Genomic DNA, 20,563 nt, shown 5'->3' with positions numbered 1-20,563 from the left:
GCAGTCTACCCGCTAGCTACGACGACGAGGATGACGCTCACGCCACCGCGAACCGAAAGAGGATTCGATACGTGCGTCGAGCGCCCGCCGTTGATCGCGATACATACGGTCAACCAGGTCGCGCCCGCTGATCCAGCCGACCATGTGGGCGGGCGCACCCTGCCCGTCGTCATGCAAGACGGGAATCCCCTCGACGCCACTGGATGTCAGCACGCGCATGACCGTGGACGGCAGATCCGTGTCAACCACGTACACATGTCGCAACGGCAGAGCTTCCAACGCGGTGTCATGCTCGACCCCTTCTTCACGCCAGGAGGCAATATCCAGGGCGCTGACAACACCGGACACCACGCCGTCCGCATCGACCACGGGGAGTGCCTGGGCGTGCGCTTCGCGCATGCGGGACACCGCGCGCATGATGGTGTCTGATGGGCTAAGAGTGGCAGGAGCTGGCTGCATGAGCGCCCCGGCCGGGTTGACACCCAGCAAAGTGTGGGACACGGGATCATCGAGGATATCGCCACGCCTGCGCAGCTTTTCCGTGTAGATCGTGGAGCGTGTCAGGAACCGTGAGCATCCTGTTGCGATCACGACGGCCAGCATCATGGGAAGAATCAGCGAGTACTGGTCCGTCATCTCCACGATGATCAGAACCGCTGTCATGGGTGCACGCGCAGCCCCAGCAAAGGCAGCACCCATGCCGATTACTCCGAACACCGCTATGGACGAATCAGTGAGCGGATCAATCAGATGTCCGATCGCGCTGCCGACCATTGCACCAATGAACAGCGTCGGAGCGAACACGCCGCCCGAACCGCCCATTCCGATCGTGAAGGACGTGAAAATCATGCGACCCACAGCCAGCGCAAGCAGCGTGGCGATGGGCAGTGCGCCATGAAGAGCCTCGAGCTGGATCGGGTAGCCCGAACCGTACATGGCGGGGAAGAAAAACAGGCCAATGCCCAGCACGACTGACATGAGAGCTGCGCGAGACCACTGCGGAAACGCGATAACTGCCGTGAGACGTTCCCACCCCCAGTCGAGCCAGTCTTCCATCGCATACAACAATTTGGAAAAGGCCAGCCCGCACAGGCCGGCAATCAGGCCGACGAGGGCGGCCCACCCTATGTCAGTCAAGGAAGCCAGGTCCACGCTGTAGTTCAGGTCAACCAGGGGCGCTGACCCCTGAAGTGCGCGGGCAACGATCGATGCCATGACAGACGATATGACGACGTAGCCGAATGTCTCTGCGGTAAAGCGCACCAAAATCACTTCGAGCGCAAAGATCGCACCAGCCAGCGGAGCATGGAATGTGGCGGCAATACCGCCGGCAGCACCGCAGGAGGCGAGCACCACGACGCGTGTGGTGGGAAGACGCACCCACGATGCGATCGTGGATCCCAGGGACGCACCGACCTGAACGATCGGGCCTTCACGGCCAGCCGACCCGCCGCCACCGATTGTCAGGGCGGAGGAGACCAATTTGACCACCGCGACGCGGCCAGGAATCTTGCCGCCCCTTCGGCGCACCGCCAGCATGACCTCAGGGATGCCGTGTCCTTTGGCCGTGGGGGCCCATCGCCAGATCATCGGCCCATACATGAGTGCTGACACGACGGGGACGGCAATGATCAGGATGTGTGTCCACGCCGGCCACCCGTGGGGTGCTCCGCCTGTTACCGAATAGTCCGCAGCGCCGGTGGTGGCGCGCATCCACACGGCGATCAGCCAGTTGAAGATGACGGCTGCCAGTCCCACCACTGCGCCGACAATGCCGGCTACTACCGCGAACGCTGAACGGTGATCAGTGACGATTGCACTGATCGCTCTACGCACGCGGCTCATAGAGTGGTGACGCTGATCTCAGCCGCACCATCAGCGTGAAAACCCCACACTGTCGCGTAGAAACCCAGCTCACTCGCCCAGGCCTTCGCAATGCTGGCAGCAGTACGCAGCGAGTGCCCTTCGCCATCGAATTCGACGAGGGCGACCGGTCGATCCAGTTCGCGAAGCGCATCGTAAATGCTGCGTGACTGTGAAGGCAGCACGATCGTGTCCTCTGTGCCCTGCAAAAGCAGGAGCGGTGCGTGAATGTCCTGGACGTGGCAAATCGGAGAGCGCTCCGTCCACACGGGATCGTCCAAGTTGTCCGAGCCCAGAAGCGTGTAGAAGTAGTGGGACTCAAATTTGTGGGTTTCCTGCGCCATGCGATGCAGGTCAGACACACCTGAGGAGGATGTCCCAGCCGTAAACACGTCGGTTGTCGCCAGAGCTGACAGGGCGGTGAAACCGCCGGCGGAATGGCCGCGAATCGCGACTCGTGCGGGATCAACGAGGCCCTGATCAATCAGGTAGCGCGCCCCGTCAGCACAGTCCATGACATCGATGACGCCCCACTGGCCGTTGAGCGCCTCACGGTATTCGCGTCCTGATCCGGTGGATCCGCGATAATTCACGTCCAGGAATGCGAAGCCGCGAGTCGTCCAGAACTGTCGGGCAATGGACAGGCCGGGGCGAGCTGACGAGGTCGGCCCGCCATGAGCGGACACGATCAGTGGCGGAAGTTCGCCGTCAGGTGCGGTGAAGTCGGGATTGACCGGCGCGTAGTAGAAGCCGTCTGCCTCATTGCCGTCGCTGGTCGTCCAGCGCACGGTCTGTGCAGTTGAAATCATCTCCTCAGCGATCTCAGCTTCCGAGGACGGGCGCAGCACGTGCGCGTGCGAATCGGTGATCTCGACGATGGCTGGCGCGTGCGTAGGGGAGTCGGCCAGGAAAACGACGCGCCCCTCGTCGGAAGCGACGTTACCGATGGGCCACCATCCGGTTTCCCATTCTTCCAGCAGGCCATTGTCCAGTCGCACGCTGCCGACGTGCCACGTGTGATCCTGCGACCAGGAGCAGATCAGGTGCTCATGATCCAGGTTGTCGTAGGAGTGCAGGCCCAGTTCCCAGTGGGGGTGTGAGAACGCGCGCTGACCGGGATGCAGGACACGTGTACGCAGGCGATCCGTCCACGCGTGGGCATCCTCGTCCTCGTGCCATTCGAAGCCTTCAGTGCGGTACAGGTTTGCCCATCCTGAGGAATCATCCACGTGGATCAGGTCGCCGCGCAGAGTCCAGCGAGGCTCATAGACGCAGACACCTTCTCGGTCCACCAGCGTGACGTGGGTATCGATGTCACCCTCGAACGTGAGGGCGCCAACGTGCAGGACGGACTGAGTCCACGGCATGTGCGGGTGGTTCCATGACAGCCACGCCAGCTTCGACCCATCCGGGGAGAGCGTGGGTGCCGAGCAGAAGTCGGTGCCGGAAAAGACGGTGCGAATAGGCTTCGGATCGCGCGCCGCGGAGCCGTCCAGAGGGATCGCCACCATCGTGTTGACCGGTTCACCCTGTCCCGTGTGGTCCTCACATACGGCGTAGACCAGGGAGCGAACCTCGTCAATCTCAAAGTCGCCGTAGCGCTTCTTTTCCATCGGGGTCAGTGCCGTCAGGCCAACGGTGGGTGCAGACATGTCGAACAGGTAGACACGGTCATCAAAGCCGTCGGAGAAAACGAGGATGTTCTCGTGGACGGCGTAGGCGCGGCCACCGTAACCGTGGACACGGGTGCGCACATCGGGCAGGCGCACACCGTCAATCATGGGCAGGAGCTCCATCGTCTGACCCATGCCGTTACGTCGTAATAGAACGTTGCGCCCATTATCGGTAGGATGGCCTTCTACCCAATACGTGTCGGCGCCATCGATGCGTACTTGAGAAAGCGTCACGAATCGAGCCGTGAATGACTCGCCCGTGATCGGGGATTCCCACTGGCCGTACGACTTCACTGAGGGGGACATGTGCAACCTCTGTCAACTCGGATATGCGCGTCTGTCGCGTATATCAATCCTAGCTGGAACCAACGGACTTTGAGAGGACCATTAGACTCGTAACTATGGTTCTTCCAGACAGTGCCGACGAGTTGCCGATTTTGTCGCATATCGACGGGCCTGACGACGTTCAGCATCTGACCACGTCGCAGGCCGTTGACTTGGCTGACGAAATCAGGCGTTACCTCATTGCGTCCGTGTCACGTACGGGCGGGCATATGGGACCCAACCTGGGTGTGGTGGAGCTGACGATTGCGCTGCACCGTATCTTCAACTCACCTACCGACTCAATAATCTTCGACACAGGTCACCAGGCCTACGTCCATAAGCTCCTGACAGGGCGCAAAGACTTTTCACATCTGCGCGAGGCGGGGGGACTGTCCGGATACCCCTCGCGCGCCGAATCAGAGCACGACATCGTGGAAAATTCCCACGCCTCGACAGCACTGTCGTGGGCTGACGGCATTTCGCGCGAAAAGACACGCACCGGGAATTCATCCTGGACAGTGGCAGTCATCGGGGACGGGGCGCTCACCGGCGGTATGGCATGGGAAGCACTGAACAACATCGCTGAGCAACCTCACCGCAACATCGTCATCGTGGTGAACGACAATGGCCGCTCCTATGCTCCTACCATTGGCGGTATGGCGCACCATCTGGATGCGCTGCGCACCTCGGAGCAATATGAGCGCGCCTTGTCATGGACGAAGAAAACACTGCTGGGAATGGGGGAGCCTGGGCGTGCTGCCTTCGAAGCGCTGCACGGACTGAAAGTGGGAATCAAGGACGTGTTGGCGCCACAGGTCATGTTCGAGGATCTGGGGCTGAAGTATTTGGGACCGATCGACGGGCATGACATCGTTGCGATGGAAACCGCGTTGACGCGGGCGCGCAGCCTGCACCAGGCCGTCATTGTCCACGCCATCACGCAGAAGGGGCGCGGATACCGACCGGCGGAAAAAGACATCGCAGACCGCTTCCATGCGGTCGGCAAAATCCACCCGGAAACGGGCCTGCCGATCAAACCCGCGCGCTTTGGGTGGACCAGCGTCTTTGCCGACGAAATCGTGAAGATCGCCCGCGAACGTGAAGATGTTGTCGGCATTACTGCAGCGATGAAACTGCCGGTGGGACTGGGCCCGCTGTCAGATGAATTCCCCGACCGCGTCATCGACGTCGGCATTTCTGAACAGCATGCCGTCACCAGCGCAGCCGGAATGGCCTTCATGGGTGCACACCCCGTTGTCGCGTTGTACGCCACGTTCCTGAACCGCGCGTTCGACCAGGTCCTCATGGACGTGGCACTGCACCATGCGGGCGTGACCTTCATCCTTGACCGTGCCGGCATCACCGGAGCGGATGGGCCCTCGCACAACGGCATGTGGGATATCGCATTGTTGTCGATCGTGCCGGGACTGCAGATAGCGACCCCTCGTGACGAGGAAACTCTGCGGGCAGCGCTGCGTCGCGCCATTGACATTGCTGATGCTCCCACCGTGGTGCGTTACCCGAAAGGCCCGCTGCCGCAGCCGATCCCTGCGCTGCGCAGCGTCGGCCCGGTCGACATTGTGCACGAGGGAGGCGACGGAGAAACGAAAATCCTGATCGTCGCCCTGGGCGCCATGGTCGCCCAGGCGATTGACGCCTCGAAGCAATTGGCCTCAGATGCGACGGTATGCGTTGCTGCCCCGACGTGGATTCAGCCCGTACCCGATGAACTGGTGGCGATGAGCCGCGACTATGACCTGGTTGTCACCGTGGAAGACGGCGTCGTGCGAGGAGGCTTCGGATGGGCATTGTCGCAGGACACAGATGTGCCGGTGATTCCGATGGGGATTCCCGATGAGTTCCTCGCGCACGACTCGCGCGCTCACATTCAGCACGAGATCGGCCTGGACGCTGCCGGCATCGTGCGTAGCGTGCGCGACTACCTCAAAGCGTCGAACAGACACTGAGATACCAGCTCACGCTGCCAGGCGCGTGCGCCGCCCTCGTCCAATCGCTGATCGAGCGCCTCGGGGGTGAGCGGCTTGAGGGGAGCCCAGCACACGAAACGCTGCACGCGCGGCTCCAGGACAACTTCGGGTGCCAGCCCGAGCTGTTCGGCAACACCGGCGACCGCTTCACGAACCGCGAGCAGACGCTCATGTGCGTGTTCGTCGAGACGCTGCCACAGGCGCGCTTCCGGAATCGTGCCGGCAGGATGTGTAACGCGTTTGGGCGGCAGCTGGTCTTCTGGCATGCGCCTGGCGCGTTCAATCGCATCGAGGAAGTCCGTCGTATATGGACGGGTGACGGGAGAGCGGAAAGAATCCAGTGAGCGCAGCTGGCGACGATTGGTCGGTGGACGCTGAGCGGCTTTCAGCAGGTCAGAATTGCGGACAACGCGCGTGCGTTCCAGGTCTTTGTCGCGGGCGATCTCTTCACGCGTGAGCCACAGTTCGCGGGCAACGGCCAGCGCTCGACGGGAGCGCAGTTTGCCCAGGCCTTTGATACCGCGCCAGTGATGCGTCTTCGGAGTCGGAGCAGGGGCGTGCAGCACGTGGGCGAATTCCTCCTGTGCCCACTCCCAGCGATCCATGTCGTGCAGCGTGATCGAGAGCCGCCGGTACAGTTCTGTCAGAAATTCCACGTCCAGTGCGGCATAGCGCAGCCAGTCGGTGGGCAGCGGTCGCACCGACCAGTCGGATGCCTGATGGTCCTTGGCTAATGAAAATCCCAGTACCTGTTCACACACGGCTGCCAGACCGAAACGTTGCAATCCGATGAGGCGTGCCGCAACTTCGGTGTCAAACAGGTCAGTGGTGTGCAGGTTCAGGTCACGCAGATTGGTCAGATCCTGGCTGGCGTCGTGCAGGATCCACGTGGCATCCAGTGCCGGTGCCAGGGCTGACAGGTCAGGCAGCGCATGCGTATCAATCAGGTACGTTCCGACATCTTCGCGCCGGATCTGCACCAGGTAGGCGTTCGTCGTATAGCGGAAGCCATGGGCGCGTTCCACATCGAGGGCGACCGGCTGGCTGGAGGCTCCCAACTCAGCGGCAACCCGCTCAAGGGCGTCTGTGGTGTCAATGACTGAGGGAACGCCGTCGCGCAAACGCCTGACAGTGGGGGGATCGTCCGTGTTCCCGCGCGGCAGGCCGCCGGGATTATCAACGAGCATCCGTATTCAAAACCTCATGTAGAAACTGATCTGACTCAACGCCGGCAACGTGGCACAACAGGGAATTCCAGGCTACAAGGTGTTCGCCCAGATATGGAGTCGACGGAGTCCACGAGGCCCGCAGTTCGACGTACAAGGTGGATCCGCGCAACGTGAGACCCCCGAAAGATTCGGAAACTTCCCGCGTCACGGTGCCGGTCATGTCATGATACCCAGCGCCCGCATCTTCGAGGCAGTCGTGCGCCCAGTTCCACAGGCCTTCACCGATCATAGGGTCGTTACCCATTTCGGGGTCGATCTGGGCGCGAAGCTGAGCGACAAGGCGGAACTGTCCGTTCCAGCCGGCTTGCGTGTCCGGGTCGAACAGGATGACGAATCGGCCTGATCCCAAGGATTGATCGTGCGCGCGGTGCACGGTTCGCATGGCAAGCGCAGCGGTCCACGGAGCCAGCTTGCTTGGACCGGGCACCTCTTCAATCTCCACATGAGGATTGATCGGTGCGTCACGAAGCGACATTAAAGCTGTGACAAACGCCTCAGGAAGTTGTTCCTCACCCACCCCTTCACACTAAGAGGGCGCAGCGGTGGATTCAGTCAGGCACGCCGACCCATTGCCAGACCCGCACGGCGGCGCCCTTCTGATCAGGGAAGGATGCCAGCAGGGAACCAATATGCCCACCGTTTTCACGCGGCCAATCGTGACTGTCTGCAGCCGGAAGTGCGTCACCGTTCATATCGGCCTCGACCGCGACAGCACCATTGATCATGCGCACAATGTCACCCTCGTGAGTGACGCGTTGACAGACACCGTCACGCACGCCGGGCGCCGTGGCGCGCACATGAATCATCGAACGTGCCCACTCGAGCATGCGTCGGCATCTGCCGTCGCGCGGCTCACTCCAGTCCAGCACGCAATGGTCGACAGTCGTGCGCGAGGTTGGGTCGGGAACGTCTCCGCTCCAACCGTGCTCACTGAATTCTTTTTGACGGCCCTCGCGCACGAGTTGGGCGCGCTCGTCGTCTTCCTGGTCGGCAAAGAATCGGAACGGTGTGCGCGTGCCCCATTCCTCACCCATGAACAGCATGGGGGTAAAGGGGCTGAGCAGGATGATTGCTTCAGAGGCGGCCAGTTGTGCGTCGGAGAGCACCTGGCTGGGGCGGTCGCCTTGAGCGCGGTTGCCAACCTGGTCGTGATCCTGGGAAAAGACGACGAATTTGCGCCGATCCAGAGTGGCAGGAACGGGTGCACCCCAGTTTTGGTGGCGGAACGTCGAGTAGCGACCATCATGGTAGAAGACATTTTCCAGCACGGTTGCCAGCGCGTGCGTATCGGCAAAATCACCGTAGTACCCGTCAATTTCGCCCGTGAGCGCCACGTGCAGGGCGTGGTGGATGTCATCAGCCCACTGAGCGTCCATCCCCATGCCGCCCTCACTGGTGGGCATCACCATCGAAGGCTGGTTGAGGTCAGATTCGGCAATGAGCGTCATCGGGCGCCCCTCGTCGTGCGACCACTGGGCCACGCACTGTGATAGTTCTGCCAGCAGGTGTCGATCCGTCTCGTCGTGAATGGCGTGAACCGCATCCAGACGCAGCGCATCGGCATGCATGGTGACCAGCCAATGGCGACACACGTCAATAAGGTAGGCGCGCTGTTCGGGACCGTTCAAGTCCAGCACAGGCCCCCACGGTCCGGTCGCAGTGGGGTGGAAGTACGGTGCGAACATCGACAGGTAGTTGCCCCACACACCGAGGTGGTTGAGGACGACGTCGATGCACACATTCAGGCCGCGTTCATGGGCAGCGTTGACAAATTCGACGAGGGCATCCGGACCGCCGTAGGCTCGGTGAACGGCGAAAAGATCCACGCCGTCATACCCCCATCCGAACTCTCCGCTGAATTGTGCCAGCGGCATGAGCTCAACTGTGGTCACCCCCAGGTCACGCAGGTGGTCGAGGCATTCGATGGCACTGATCAGGGTGCCTTCAGCAGTGAACGTACCGACGTGGAGTTCATAGATGACGTTGCCCAGGACGGACGTGCCGGGCGATGCGACCCAGTGATGTCGTGACGGATCCCAACTGCGTGACAGACCATCAACCCCGTAAGGCTGGTAGAAGGATCGCGGATCAGGCAGCGGGTCAGAACCATCGAGGCTGAAACCGTAATCTGTCCCATCGGGCAGATCAGGGCCGTCCCACCAGCCGCCAGCGGCGCGGCTCATGGGGAGCTGCGCGTCGGCCAGAACAAGGTCGACGCTCTGAGCGTCCGGCGCCCACACCCGCGTCACGAGAGTTTCTCCACAACCACGACGTTGTCGTCACTCATCACATCAGCCAGGCTCAAACCGTTGCCGTCAGTGACGTCGAATCGTCGCCCTGACATGATGTCCTGCCATGAGCCGGCTGGAAGGTAGACACGATGATCCCCCCAGCCGCCGATCTGACGCAGTGCCCTGAGCAGTCGCACAGCGATGACACACACGCATGGGCCGTCCTGGTTGCCGCGTGCATAGGCGATCGCATGTCCGGTGGTTGTTGCCAGTGGCGTATACGTTGCGTGTGCGGATACGAATGCGTCGCGGTGGCGGCTGCGAAGCTTCAGGATGGCGCGGGTCAGGCGCACTTTTCGACCCTCGAGAGTCTGCTCGTCTGAATCCAGCAACCGCCCGAGTCGTTCAAAATCAACCGGACGTCGGTTATCCGGATCAACCAGGGAAGTCGCCAGCCCCTCGGAACCTTGATACACATCAGCCACTCCAGGAACCGTCAATTGCAGGGCTTTCGTCACTTCGATGCAGCAGTTGCGAACCGACTCCGTCAGCTCATGAAAGCGTGTGAGCAGTTCGGCGATCGAGGAATCAGCGAGTACCTGGCGGGCAAAGTCAAACAGCTCCTCTTCCCGCTCTTCATCAGGATGCGTCCATGTCGTCCACGTTTTCTGTTCCCGCACTGCCTTTTGCAGGTAGTCAGTCAGGCGCTCCTGCGTCATCGGGTCGGACTCACACCACGTGGTCGCGGCAAGTGTCTGCCACAGGAGGTTTTCCGTGCGCCCATCCAGCGTGAGTGGCCGGTATTCGGCGCTGGTCAGACGTAGCTGCTGGACGAGGGAGACCCATTGACTGGGATATGACGTGATGGCGGCCAGTGTGGCTCGCACATCTTCACCACGCTTGGAATCGTGGGTCGTTCCGCATGTCATGGTCGCCGGCCACGACGACTGCAATGCACTTTCGAACGCATGGAACGTGTCGAGGTTGATACCGAAATGGGTGGGGTTGCCTCCCACTTCAGTCAGTGCGCACAGGTGTGTCCAACGGTAGAACGCGGTGTCTTCGACACCTTTTGCCATGACCGCACCGCACACCTGCTGGAACCGCACCGGCACTTCGTCGCGGCGCTCATCGGAGGATGCCAGACCTGCCGTGCCGATTTCGTCGCCCAGGATGAGCGCAATGAGCACATCCATCGTGTCCTCAATGCCGTCAAACCCTGAGTCACGCAACTCGCGCAGCGAACGGTCACGCACCTCGGTCATCTCATCGCGCGCCCACTGCGGGGTGGGGGATCCGGGCACCACGTAGATCCGGTAGCGATCCATATTCATCACGAGGGCGCCCAGGCAGCGTTCGAAGGTACGCATCGTGTGGTCACGCAGACGCAGGTCCTGTTGGCAAATTTCCCAGATCAACGAGGCCAGGCGGTGCAGCTCAGCTGCCAGCGAGGTGCGAATGATCTGCCGTTTCGATTCGTGTTCGAGCCGCGCAAAGTCCGCCGGTGAATCTTCGGTCAGCTCCTGCATGATGGCACCCATCGGCATGTTCGCTCGCGGATCGACCTGCAGGGAGTTGATGCGCCATGCGGTGTCATAGCCTGTCGTTCCGGCAACATCCCAATCAGAGGGCAAGTGCTCTTCGCCTTCGAGAATCTTTTCAGCAGCAATCCAGGCGCCGCCGGTGCGTTGGCTCAGACGCTGGAAATAGCCGCGCGGATCAGCCAGGCCATCAGGATGATCCACTCTGAACGCGTCAATGAAGCCTTCGTCGAACAGGTCGAACAGCAGGTGATGAGTCGCCTCGAACACGTCTTCACGCTCGACACGTAAACCTGCCAGCGTGTCCACGTCAAAGAAACGGCGGTAGTTGAGTTCCTCGTCACCGACCATCCAGTGAGCCAGGCGGTAATGCTGGCGCTCCAGCAGAACTTCCAACGGGAGGAACTCGGTTCCCTCCGCCAGGGGGAACACGTGATCGAAGTAGCGCAGGACAGGTTGCTCACCGTATTCCGGCTCAGTTGGAACCACCATCGATTCCACGTGTAGGTCACCGGCGGAGAGCACCTGGCCGATGCGCGCACCCAAAATCGGCATCAAAATGGGCTGATCGGTCGCCACGTCGAACCAGCGTGCGCGCGGCGACTCGGCGCCCCGTTTCAGCACTGACCACATGGCGCGGTTCTGCCACACCGGAGTGGGCACAGCCATGTGATTCGGCACGATATCGACCACGACGTGCAGGCCGAGGGCGTGCGCGGCGCGCGCAAAATCTTCAAACCCTTCACGCCCACCCAGCTCCGCGTTGACATGGGAGTGGTCCACCACGTCGTACCCATGCCGGGAGCCCTTGACAGGCTGCAGGATAGGGGAGAGGTAAACATCCGTGGCTCCCAGACGGCGAATATGCTCGAGGACACCACGGGCGTGTTCAAATGTGAAATCCGGAGTGAGCTGGAGTCGATACGTCGACAGTGGAGTGTATCGAGATGACGGGGGAACGTGGGGGTGAAGATCAGACATGTCACTGTCCCAACGGATTCAGCAGAATCATGGTGGTGCGGCCGGGCAGCGTGATCGAGTCACCGGACTGGTACTGACTGTGATCATCATCGTCACCCGTGTTGATCATCGTTGTCCAGGTCTTGCCATACGTCTGGTTCGGAATGGTGAATTCAACGGAGTCAGGAGACGCGTTGATCATCAGCAGGAAATCATCATCGGTGATCGTGTTGCCCTCAGGGTCGGGTTCCTGAATGGCGTTACCGTTGTAGAAGACCATCGTGGAGCGAGCCCATGCCTGGTTCCACTCGTCTTCCGTCATGTGAGTGCCGGCAGGGGTGAACCATTCGATCTCGCCCAGCTCCGATTCACCGCCGCGCGTTGCCGGCCCTTTCAGGAAGCGTCGGCGGCGCAGAACGGGGTGATCACGCCGCAGGTGGACGAGGCGCTGAGAGAAAGCGAGCAGTTTGCGCTGCCAGTCCTCCAGATCCCAGTGCATCCATGACAGCTCATTGTCCTGGCAGTACACGTTGTTATTGCCCATCTGCGTGCGTCCGATTTCGTCACCGTGAGCCAGCATGGGCAGACCCTGCGAGCAGAAAAGAGTGGTGAGTAAATTGCGAATCTGGCGCTGGCGGAGCTCCTGAATGCCCGGATCATCCGTCGGACCTTCCGTTCCGCAGTTCCAGGAGCGGTTATTGGACGAGCCGTCATTGTTGTCCTCACCGTTTGCCTCGTTATGTTTGCCGTTATAGGACACGAGGTCACGCATGGTGAAGCCGTCATGAGCGGTGATGAAGTTGACCGAGGCGACAGGGCGCCGTCCTGAATGCTCATAGAGGTCAGCGCTGCCAGCCAGACGGGAGGCAAAACTGGACAGGGACGAGAACTCCCCGCGCCAGAAATCGCGCACCGCATCGCGGTATTCACCGTTCCATTCGGACCACAGGGAAGGGAAGCCTCCTACCTGGTAGCCGTTGGAGCCGACGTCCCACGGCTCAGCGATGAGTTTGACCTGGCTGATCACCGGATCCTGGTGGATCAGGTCGAAGAAAGTCGAGGCACGCGAGACCTCGTCAAACTGGCGTGCCAATGTCGTTGCTAGGTCGAAGCGGAAGCCGTCGACATGCATGTCAGTGACCCAGTAACGCAGCGAATCCATGATGAGCATCAGGACCGAGATCGAGGACATGAGCAGGGAATTGCCTGTGCCGGTGGTATCGAAGTAATGCCTCAGGTCATCGGGAACGAGGCGATAGTACTTCGCGTTATCGAGGCCCTTGAGTGACAGCGTCGGCCCCATGTGGTTACCTTCAGCGGTGTGGTTGTACACCACGTCGAGGATGACTTCGATACCGGCCGCGTGGAGCGTCTTCACCATGTTCTTGAACTCGGTGACCTGCCCGCCGAGCTGACCCGACGATGAATAGGCGTTGTGCGGGGCGAAAAATCCGATGGTGTTGTAGCCCCAGTAATTCGACAGGTCACGAGCCTGCAGGGATGGATCATTGACGAACTGGTGGATCGGCATCAGTTCAATGGACGTGATGCCAAGATCCTGCAGGTGTTTGATGATCGCCGGATGAGCGATCCCTGCGTAGGTGCCGCGCAGCTCTTCAGGCACGTCCGGGTGCAGCATGGTCATGCCGCGTACATGTGCCTCGTAAATGATTGTTTGGGAATACCCGTAGTTCGGGCGACGGTCATCGCCCCAGTCGAAGGACTCGTCGACGACGACGGAGAGCATCGTGTCGTGGACAGAGTCGTCGTGATTCGGTTGCGATGGGTCGTTGAAGTCGTAGGAAAAGACCGAATTGGAATTGTTGATCTGCCCTTCAATTGCTTTCGCATAAGGGTCGAGCAGGAGTTTGGACGGGTCGCATCGATGTCCCTCGTCTGGCGCGTAGGGACCGTGGATGCGGTAGCCATAGCGCTGTCCGGGCCCTATGCCGGGCAGGTAGGCGTGCCACTGGTCATAATCGACCTCAGTGAGTTCAACTGTGGTTTCGTGACGATCCTCGTCAAGGAGACACAATTCAATGCGGTCCGCGATAGATGAATAAACTGCGAAATTTGTTCCATTGCCGTCATACATTGCGCCCAGCGGGTAGGCATGTCCTGGCCAAATATCCATACTCTTAGATTGCCATGAAACCGCAAAAAGGGTGCGATGAGTGTGGAAAATTGTGAAGCTGGTCGCGAAAATTCCAGCCCGAAGGTGGCGAAAAGTCGCGGAAAATGGCGGAATTTCGACATTTTTCGGTGGGTTTTCGATGCCGGAGCGAGTCGTGCCTAAGTCCTCAGGATTTCCCCAACCGGGCCAGAACCTGTTAAGCTTCCCTGCGTCGCTTGATTGACAGGCGCATCGCGGATGTGGCTCAGTTGGTAGAGCATCACCTTGCCAAGGTGAGGGTCGCGGGTTCGAGTCCCGTCATCCGCTCGGGCGATTGGCGCAGCGGGAGCGCGCTTCCCTGACACGGAAGAGGTCACTGGTTCGATCCCAGTATCGCCCACTGAGTATTCATACGCATGCGGATGTGGCTCAGTTGGTAGAGCATCACCTTGCCAAGGTGAGGGTCGCGGGTTCGAGTCCCGTCATCCGCTCGGTCTGAGATGACTTGGTGGGTTGGCCGAGAGGCGAGGCAGCGGCCTGCAAAGCCGTATACACCGGTTCGAATCCGGTACCCACCTCGGGCGATTGGCGCAGGGGTAGCGCGCTTCCTTCACACGGAAGAGGTCACTGGTTCGATCCCAGTATCGCCCACCATTTGTTTTATGTGCCTTAGACTTCAAGAGACTCTTTAGTCAATAGTTGAAGTCGAAAGGTCATAGGCGATGACGCTAATCGGATTTTTGATTGGCTTGGCTGTCACAGTTGTAGTGGCATGGCTGATCATTAAGAAACACCATCCACAAACAGTATTGATCCTTGCAGGTTTGTTGCTTCTTTTCATTTCACTCCCTCTGTCTGAAGAGCCGCTGATGGACAGCGAGAAAACCACGGGGAATATGGTTCTTGACGTCGTGGATTTCTTACGCGACACATTTGCCTCCACATCTGCCAGTCTTGGACTCATCATCATGGCTGTGGGCGGATTCTCTCTGATAATGGAAAAAGTCGGTGCCAGCGCAATGCTGGTGCACCTTGCTATGAAGCCGCTGTCGCGGATCCGTAGGCCATACATTTTCCTTGGAATCGCGTATATTTTCGGACAGTGCCTCGGAATGATCATTCCGTCTGCATCTGGCTTGGCAATGCTGCTTATGGTGACTTTGTATCCACTTCTGCGTTCCTTGAGGATTTCGCGTCTGAGCGCGGCAGCATTAATTGCGACAACCTCCTGCCTGGATCTCGGGCCAGCGTCGTCGAACTCCAACTTATCGGCCGAGGTATCCTCCATGACCGTTCAGAAATACTTCATCGACTATCAGGGGCCTGTGGCAATTGTGACGATGGCAGTGATTGCCATCAGCCACATGCTGATTCAGCGTCATTTCGACAAGAAAGCCGGAACGCTGCCGGAAATAAATCCGCCCTCGAATCTCGAACAGGAAGCATCAGGAGCCTCACCGGATACAGGCAGTGTGAAAACCGAGCTCAAGACCCCCGTCTACTATGCAGTCCTGCCGCTCATACCGCTCGTCTTACTCATTGTTTTTTCGGAATATCTCATCTCCTCCGTCAAGATGAATGTTGCGACGTCAATGCTGACATCAATGTTGGTGGTCCTGATCATCGAAATGATCAGATATCGCTCATTCAGCAGAGCCAGCGAAATCATGAAAGTGTTCTTTCAAGGAATGGGGAAGCAGTTCGTTGCAATTGCCACGCTTATCGTCGCAGGACAGATGTTCGCCGCAGGCCTCACGCAAATCGGATTCATCAAGTTCATTGTCGATGGAGCATTCAATTTGCACCTGGGCGTTGTCGTCATGACAGTGCTCATGACACTGATAATCCTGTTGACTGCACTCCTTACCGGGTCAGGAAACGCAGCATGGTTCGCTTTTGCGCCCCTGGCTCCTCAGGTGGCGCAACCCCTTGGCCAGCCTGCTGTAGCAATAGCTCTGCCGATGGAGCTGTCGGCGGGCATCGGACGTTCAATGTCGCCGATCTCCGGTGTATTGATCGCGGTGTCGGGTCTGGCGGAAGTCAATCCCGTCGACCTGGCAAAACGCACAATTCCTGTGATGGCGGCGGCGTACATCACGCAGATCACCACATCCTTTATCTGGCTGTATCTGATTCACTGAGAAAGGAGAAGACCATGTTTGACACCATCGTCGCACGCTCCAATGAGATCGCTGACGACCTCATCGCTGTACGTCGTGACCTTCATCAGCATCCGGAACTAGGGTGGGAAGAATTCAGAACCACCAGTATTGTCGTTCAGCGACTTCGCGAGCTGGGCTATATCGTTCGTGTGGGTAAAGAAGTGTGCGAAGAGTCTGCCCGTATGGGAGTGCCTCCCGCAGAGGAACTCGAATCGGCTTACCAGAGAGCGCTGCAGGAAGGTGCACCGGAGGAACTTCTTGAAGCCATGAAAGGCGGTTTTACCGGAGCCGTCGGCATCCTTGAGAACGGTGACGGCCCGGTTGTGGGAATGCGCTTTGACATCGATGCGCTTCCGCTGGCAGAAACGACGGATCCAGAGCATTTCCCGAACAGGGAAGGCTTTCAATCCGTGCATGCCAACACGATGCACGCATGCGGACACGATTGCCACACGAGCATCGGCCTGGGAGTTGCGCAGCTGATGATGGAAATGCGCGATCAATGGTCAGGTACCCTCAAGTTAGTCTTTCAGCCAGCTGAAGAAGGCGTGCGTGGAGCAAAATCCATCGTCGCGCACGGGCACCTTGATGATGTAACTGTCATGCTCGGTTCTCATGTGACAGCATCGAACCAATGCAACGAGTTTGATATATACGCGGGCGCAGGCGGATCACTGGCCACAACGAAACTGGACGTGACTTACACCGGTTTGGCGTCTCACGCTGCAGGAGCTCCGGAAAAAGGCAGGAACGTGATGCCTGCTGTTGCTACAGCGATCCTCAACCTGTATGCGCTTCCGCGAAATTCGCAGGGAGAAACGCGCGTGAACGTGGGTGTTGTCCACGCTGGATCGGGCCGTAACATCATTGCCAACAATGCCACTATGCTGGTGGAAATTCGCGGCGCCAACACTCAGATCAATGCGTATATGGAGGAATATGCCCGACGGATTCTTGAAGATGCCGGGCACATGCATGGAGTCGAATGCGAGATCACGAAAACAGGAGAAGCAATTTCACTCGAGTCCTCTCCAGAGCTGATGGAGCGCATCGATCGGGTAGCAGAACAAGTTGAGGTGCGCCCCGCTTCGCCCAACCGACTGATTTCACCTGGATCGGAAGACTATTCGTTCATGATGGATCGGGTGCAGTCCAATGGGGGCCAGGCTTCATTCATTCGTATCCTTGTTGATTCGCCGGCTGCTGGGCATACCGTAACGTTCTCACCAAACGAAGACGCTATGGTGCGTGGCGTACGTATGTTTGTCGGTACAGCGCTTGATGTGATGGCACTACGCTAGACCTTCATGCGACGGTCATCATCGCCAATTGTCCTGCTGGCTCTCCCGGTCTACGTCCCGTCACTGACATGGTCCACCGGTATCGGTGCGCTCAATTCAGTGGTGGTATTGGCCGGGCTGTCCATGCAGATGAGCGAGTCATGGGCATCGGCGATGGTGGGAATCATGGGCGTTGCCGGTGTCATCGCATCTGTACCGATCGGCCGGATGGTCGACCGCATCGGCGACCGCTCATCATTCGTCATCGGCGGGCTGATCGCCGTGCTGGCCGGAACATGCGCCCTGGTATGTCTACGGTTTCCCGGCATTAACCGTGCAGTTGTTGCATTCGTTATCGCGATGGTCGCCATTTCGATCGCCGGAGACATGTGGCAATTGGCGCGGCAGTCCTATGTGGCAGAATCCGTGCCTATGACATGGCGAGCACGATCAATGTCGATGCTCGGAGGAATGTCCAGGCTCGGCCGGTTGATCGGTCCTGCGCTGGCGTCGCTGGCCATTGTGCTGGGAGGTATTCCCGGCACATTCTGGTTCTTCATCGCAGCCACCGTGCTTGCCCTGAGTCTGATCCTGTTGTTCACCGCGCCTACGCCCGAAATTCTGGATGTCAAACCGCCGGCGTCCCAACGATCGTCCAGTGAAACGCCGCCGGTGTCTTTGCAGCGTCGCCCTCGTACCCACGTGGACGTCGTGTCGACCATGCTGCTGTCGGTGGGGACAGTTCTGCTGTCGCTGGTGCGCACCAACCAGATCATTGTGGTGCCTCTGGTGGGCACGAGCCTCGGAATCACAGAGGAACTCATATCAGCGACCTTCGCGATTTCAGCGGGACTGGATGTCGCCGTCTTCTACTTCTCAGGGGCGATCATGGACCGTTTCGGCAGACGAGCATCCGTTCTGCCGTGCCTGTTGATCATGGCGGCAGGGTTCGTGGGATTGGCCCTGAGCGGGGGAGTCGTGAGCTTCATGGTCAGTGCATGTGTCGTGGGGTTCGGCAACGGATTCAGCGCAGGAACCGTTATGACGATGGGAGTCGACCTGTCTCCGGACATCAACCGCTCCCGATTCCTGGGAATCTGGCAGGCCATCTCGCAGGTGGGCCCGACGGTGGGTCCATTCGTGATTTCCGTGCTGGTGGCCGCATGGGGAGCAACGATGAGCGCGTGGGCGACCGCAGTGGCAGCTGCCTGCTGCGCAGTGTGGATGCTCGTGACAGTTCCCACGGCCTACGCTCGCCTCGGTATGGACGAACGAGGCAGGGCGCTGCCCGCTCAAAGCGACGCTCAGTCATAAAACATCCGCAGGACTAATCCAAGCGAAGAGCACACTTTTCTGTTTAAATTGCTCAACGTGAAGGCCGAAACAACCAGCGTGGATGCGATCATGCTCTGCAGCTACGGAGGACCCAGGCAACCCGACGACGTTTTGCCGTTTTTGCGCAACGCCACGCGCGGCAAAGGGATCCCTGACGAGCGTCTCATCCAGGTCGGCGGCCATTACAGCCTGTTTGGGGGGAAGAGCCCGATCAATGAATGCAACGACGAATTTTCGCGCGCCCTCGCTGGCGAACTCGAGCAGCGAGGAGTCAAATGCCCAGTCGTTGTCGGAAACCGCAACTGGCACCCCTACTTCACGGAAACACTGACGAGCCTGATCGACCTGGGACACCGCACTGTCCTATGTGTCTTCACCTCAGCGTTCGCTTCTTATTCCGGGTGTCGCCAGTACCGCGAAGATCTGGCTGCGGCGCTCGACGAGCTGGGCGACAAAGCCAGTGAGCTGGTTTTGACGAAAGTGCGTCCCTATTACACGACGCACGGAATTCTCAGCGCCCACGTCCGTTCCATCACACGCGCAATGCGTGAGCTGGACGACCCGCACCTTGTCCTCGTCACGCACTCCATCCCCGTGTCGATGGAGGCTAACTCCGGTGACCACCACCTGCCCACGTATGTCGGCCAGCACCACCAGCTGGGCGAGGAAATCTGTAGACGCGTTAGTGACGAACTGGGGCGAGAGGTGCCATTCGATTTGGCGTACTGTTCCCGATCGGGTCCGCCACAGTCGCGGTGGCTCGAACCGGATATCAATGACCATCTTGAATTCCTGCATGATGGCGGCACGCGCGCCGTGGTCGTCGCGCCGATTGGCTTTATTTCCGACCACATGGAAGTGGTCTACGACCTCGACACTGAAGCCAAGGCGACTGCAGACAATCTGGGAATGGACTATCGGCGCGCCGCCACTCCAGGCACCGATCCAGCGTTCGTGTCCTCGCTCGCTGACGTGGTCTGCGAACGGATCGGAAGCGGGGCAGCGGGCGACGCGATTGACATCAGGTGGCCCGTGACATGCTCGCAGGAATGCTGCCTGCCGCGTGAGTCCTACCAGATGCGTCCAACCTGTTTTAATCACCCCAACCAAGGAGAAACCCATGAGTGAAATGCCACATGGTCACCATCCGGCACCGGTTCACGACCCTCGCGACCGGACCGACATTGACCCCGAAGAAGTCAACGCGCGCGACAATTACTCGCTGCAATGCGTCTTCCGCACCGTGGTGCCGTTGCCGGCCGACAGCGCACACGACTTGGCGGCGGCAATGGAACGAGCCGTGCGGGACACCGGCGTGGAAATTCGAGGGTGGTATGACGTGGGCGGATACCGCGCTGACGCTGACCTGATGATGTGGGCACTGTCTGACAGCGCCGACAAACTGCAGGCCGGCTACCATGCGATCGTTGCGTCTGACTTGGGCGCAGCTCTCGAACCCGTGTGGTCAGCAATGGCGGCACACAAGGCTGCCGAATTCAACACCCGTCACCTGCCCGCCTGCTTCAACGGTGCAGCGCCGCGCGGATACTGCGCCGTCTACCCCTTTGTGCGCAGCTGGGACTGGTACTACCTGCCGAAAGCTCGCCGCGCTGCCATCTTGAAAGAGCACGGCATGAACGGCGTCGACTACCTGGACGTGCAGGTTTCCACGCTGGCCGCATTCGCGCTGGGGGACTACGAGTGGACGGTCGCCCTCGAATCCGACAGCCTCGACCGCGTCATGGGTGTGCTGCGTCGCCAGCGCGACGCGGAAGCTCGACTATTCGTGCGCGAAGACACTCCGTTCTTCACCGGGCCTCGCGTCGAACTGACCGAGTGGACGGATCGCCAGCCGCTACAGTAG

At 59.6% G+C, this 20,563-nt stretch carries 13 protein-coding genes and 5 tRNA genes; 11 read left to right on the top strand and 7 right to left on the bottom strand.

The annotated features are described in order from the left end of the window. Positions 1 to 12: 12 nt before the first annotated feature. Together QP093_RS01480 and QP093_RS01475 are read right to left on the bottom strand one after the other, a co-directional pair. On the bottom strand, positions 13 to 1,845 hold the full coding sequence (locus QP093_RS01480; protein ID WP_285014224.1) for a chloride channel protein: 1,833 nt from the start codon (positions 1,843 to 1,845) through the stop codon (positions 13 to 15). Continuing rightward, entirely contained in the window at positions 1,842 to 3,842 is a 2,001-nt protein-coding gene (locus tag QP093_RS01475) for an alpha/beta hydrolase family protein (protein ID WP_285014222.1), read from the bottom strand. The genes QP093_RS01480 and QP093_RS01475 overlap by 4 nt, the downstream gene beginning before the upstream one ends. 95 nt (positions 3,843 to 3,937) lie before the next feature. On the opposite strand from QP093_RS01475, the gene dxs reads away from it, so the two are divergent. Beyond that, a complete protein-coding gene (gene dxs / locus QP093_RS01470) occupies positions 3,938 to 5,827 on the top strand; it encodes a 1-deoxy-D-xylulose-5-phosphate synthase (protein WP_285014220.1) in 1,890 nt (629 codons plus the stop codon). Here dxs and QP093_RS01465 read toward each other — a convergent pair. The 5 genes from QP093_RS01465 to glgX are packed head-to-tail and all read right to left on the bottom strand — an operon-like array spanning position 5,800 to position 13,943. Then, positions 5,800 to 7,035 (bottom strand): ribonuclease D, encoded by a 1,236-nt coding sequence (locus tag QP093_RS01465; RefSeq protein ID WP_285014218.1) that lies wholly within the window; start codon positions 7,033 to 7,035, stop codon positions 5,800 to 5,802. The two genes, dxs and QP093_RS01465, sit on opposite strands and share 28 nt — an antisense overlap. Then, on the bottom strand, positions 7,025 to 7,594 hold the full coding sequence (locus QP093_RS01460; RefSeq protein WP_285014216.1) for a DUF3000 domain-containing protein: 570 nt from the start codon (positions 7,592 to 7,594) through the stop codon (positions 7,025 to 7,027). The genes QP093_RS01465 and QP093_RS01460 overlap by 11 nt, the downstream gene beginning before the upstream one ends. 31 nt (positions 7,595 to 7,625) lie before the next feature. Next, positions 7,626 to 9,326 (bottom strand): malto-oligosyltrehalose trehalohydrolase, encoded by a 1,701-nt coding sequence (gene treZ / locus QP093_RS01455; RefSeq protein ID WP_285014214.1) that lies wholly within the window; start codon positions 9,324 to 9,326, stop codon positions 7,626 to 7,628. After that, positions 9,323 to 11,830: a malto-oligosyltrehalose synthase gene (gene treY, locus QP093_RS01450; RefSeq protein ID WP_285014212.1), complete on the bottom strand. Its 2,508-nt coding sequence runs from the start codon at positions 11,828 to 11,830 to the stop codon at positions 9,323 to 9,325. The genes treZ and treY overlap by 4 nt, the downstream gene beginning before the upstream one ends. 1 nt (position 11,831) lies before the next feature. Further along, positions 11,832 to 13,943, bottom strand: a complete 2,112-nt coding sequence (gene glgX / locus QP093_RS01445; RefSeq protein WP_285014210.1) for a glycogen debranching protein GlgX — start codon at positions 13,941 to 13,943, stop codon at positions 11,832 to 11,834. A gap of 233 nt (positions 13,944 to 14,176) precedes the next feature. Between glgX and QP093_RS01440 the strand changes: the two genes are divergently transcribed. The 10 genes from QP093_RS01440 (at position 14,177) to hemQ (ending at position 20,563) form a co-directional block, all read left to right on the top strand. Further along, positions 14,177 to 14,249: transfer RNA gene (locus QP093_RS01440), tRNA-Gly, on the top strand. Position 14,250: 1 nt separating this feature from the next. Then, positions 14,251 to 14,322: transfer RNA gene (locus QP093_RS01435), tRNA-Val, on the top strand. 18 nt (positions 14,323 to 14,340) lie between these two features. Beyond that, positions 14,341 to 14,413, top strand: a tRNA-Gly gene (locus QP093_RS01430). A 16-nt stretch (positions 14,414 to 14,429) separates the two neighbouring features. Then, positions 14,430 to 14,500: transfer RNA gene (locus QP093_RS01425), tRNA-Cys, on the top strand. A gap of 1 nt (position 14,501) precedes the next feature. Next, positions 14,502 to 14,576: transfer RNA gene (locus tag QP093_RS01420), tRNA-Val, on the top strand. A 68-nt stretch (positions 14,577 to 14,644) separates the two neighbouring features. Next, the gene (dcuC, locus tag QP093_RS01415; protein ID WP_285014208.1) at positions 14,645 to 16,063 is read left to right on the top strand and encodes a C4-dicarboxylate transporter DcuC; all 1,419 of its coding nucleotides are present in this window, start codon (positions 14,645 to 14,647) and stop codon (positions 16,061 to 16,063) included. A 14-nt stretch (positions 16,064 to 16,077) separates the two neighbouring features. Then, positions 16,078 to 17,385, top strand: coding sequence for an amidohydrolase (locus QP093_RS01410; RefSeq protein WP_285014206.1), 1,308 nt, complete (start codon positions 16,078 to 16,080; stop codon positions 17,383 to 17,385). 6 nt (positions 17,386 to 17,391) lie between these two features. After that, positions 17,392 to 18,678 carry an MFS transporter gene (locus QP093_RS01405; RefSeq protein WP_285014205.1) on the top strand — a complete coding sequence of 429 codons (1,287 nt, stop codon included), beginning with the start codon at positions 17,392 to 17,394 and terminating at the stop codon, positions 18,676 to 18,678. 57 nt (positions 18,679 to 18,735) lie between these two features. After that, positions 18,736 to 19,827, top strand: coding sequence for a ferrochelatase (locus QP093_RS01400; RefSeq protein ID WP_285014203.1), 1,092 nt, complete (start codon positions 18,736 to 18,738; stop codon positions 19,825 to 19,827). Further along, entirely contained in the window at positions 19,820 to 20,563 is a 744-nt protein-coding gene (gene hemQ / locus QP093_RS01395) for a hydrogen peroxide-dependent heme synthase (protein ID WP_227469305.1), read from the top strand. Before QP093_RS01400 ends, hemQ begins: the two co-directional genes overlap by 8 nt.

The sequence above is a fragment of the Pauljensenia sp. UMB10120 genome (genome assembly GCF_030212035.1).
Classification (GTDB): Bacteria; Actinomycetota; Actinomycetes; order Actinomycetales; family Actinomycetaceae; genus Pauljensenia; species Pauljensenia radingae_A.
Note: the sequence above shows the minus strand (reverse complement) of the source record. Positions and strands in the feature narration are given on the sequence as shown.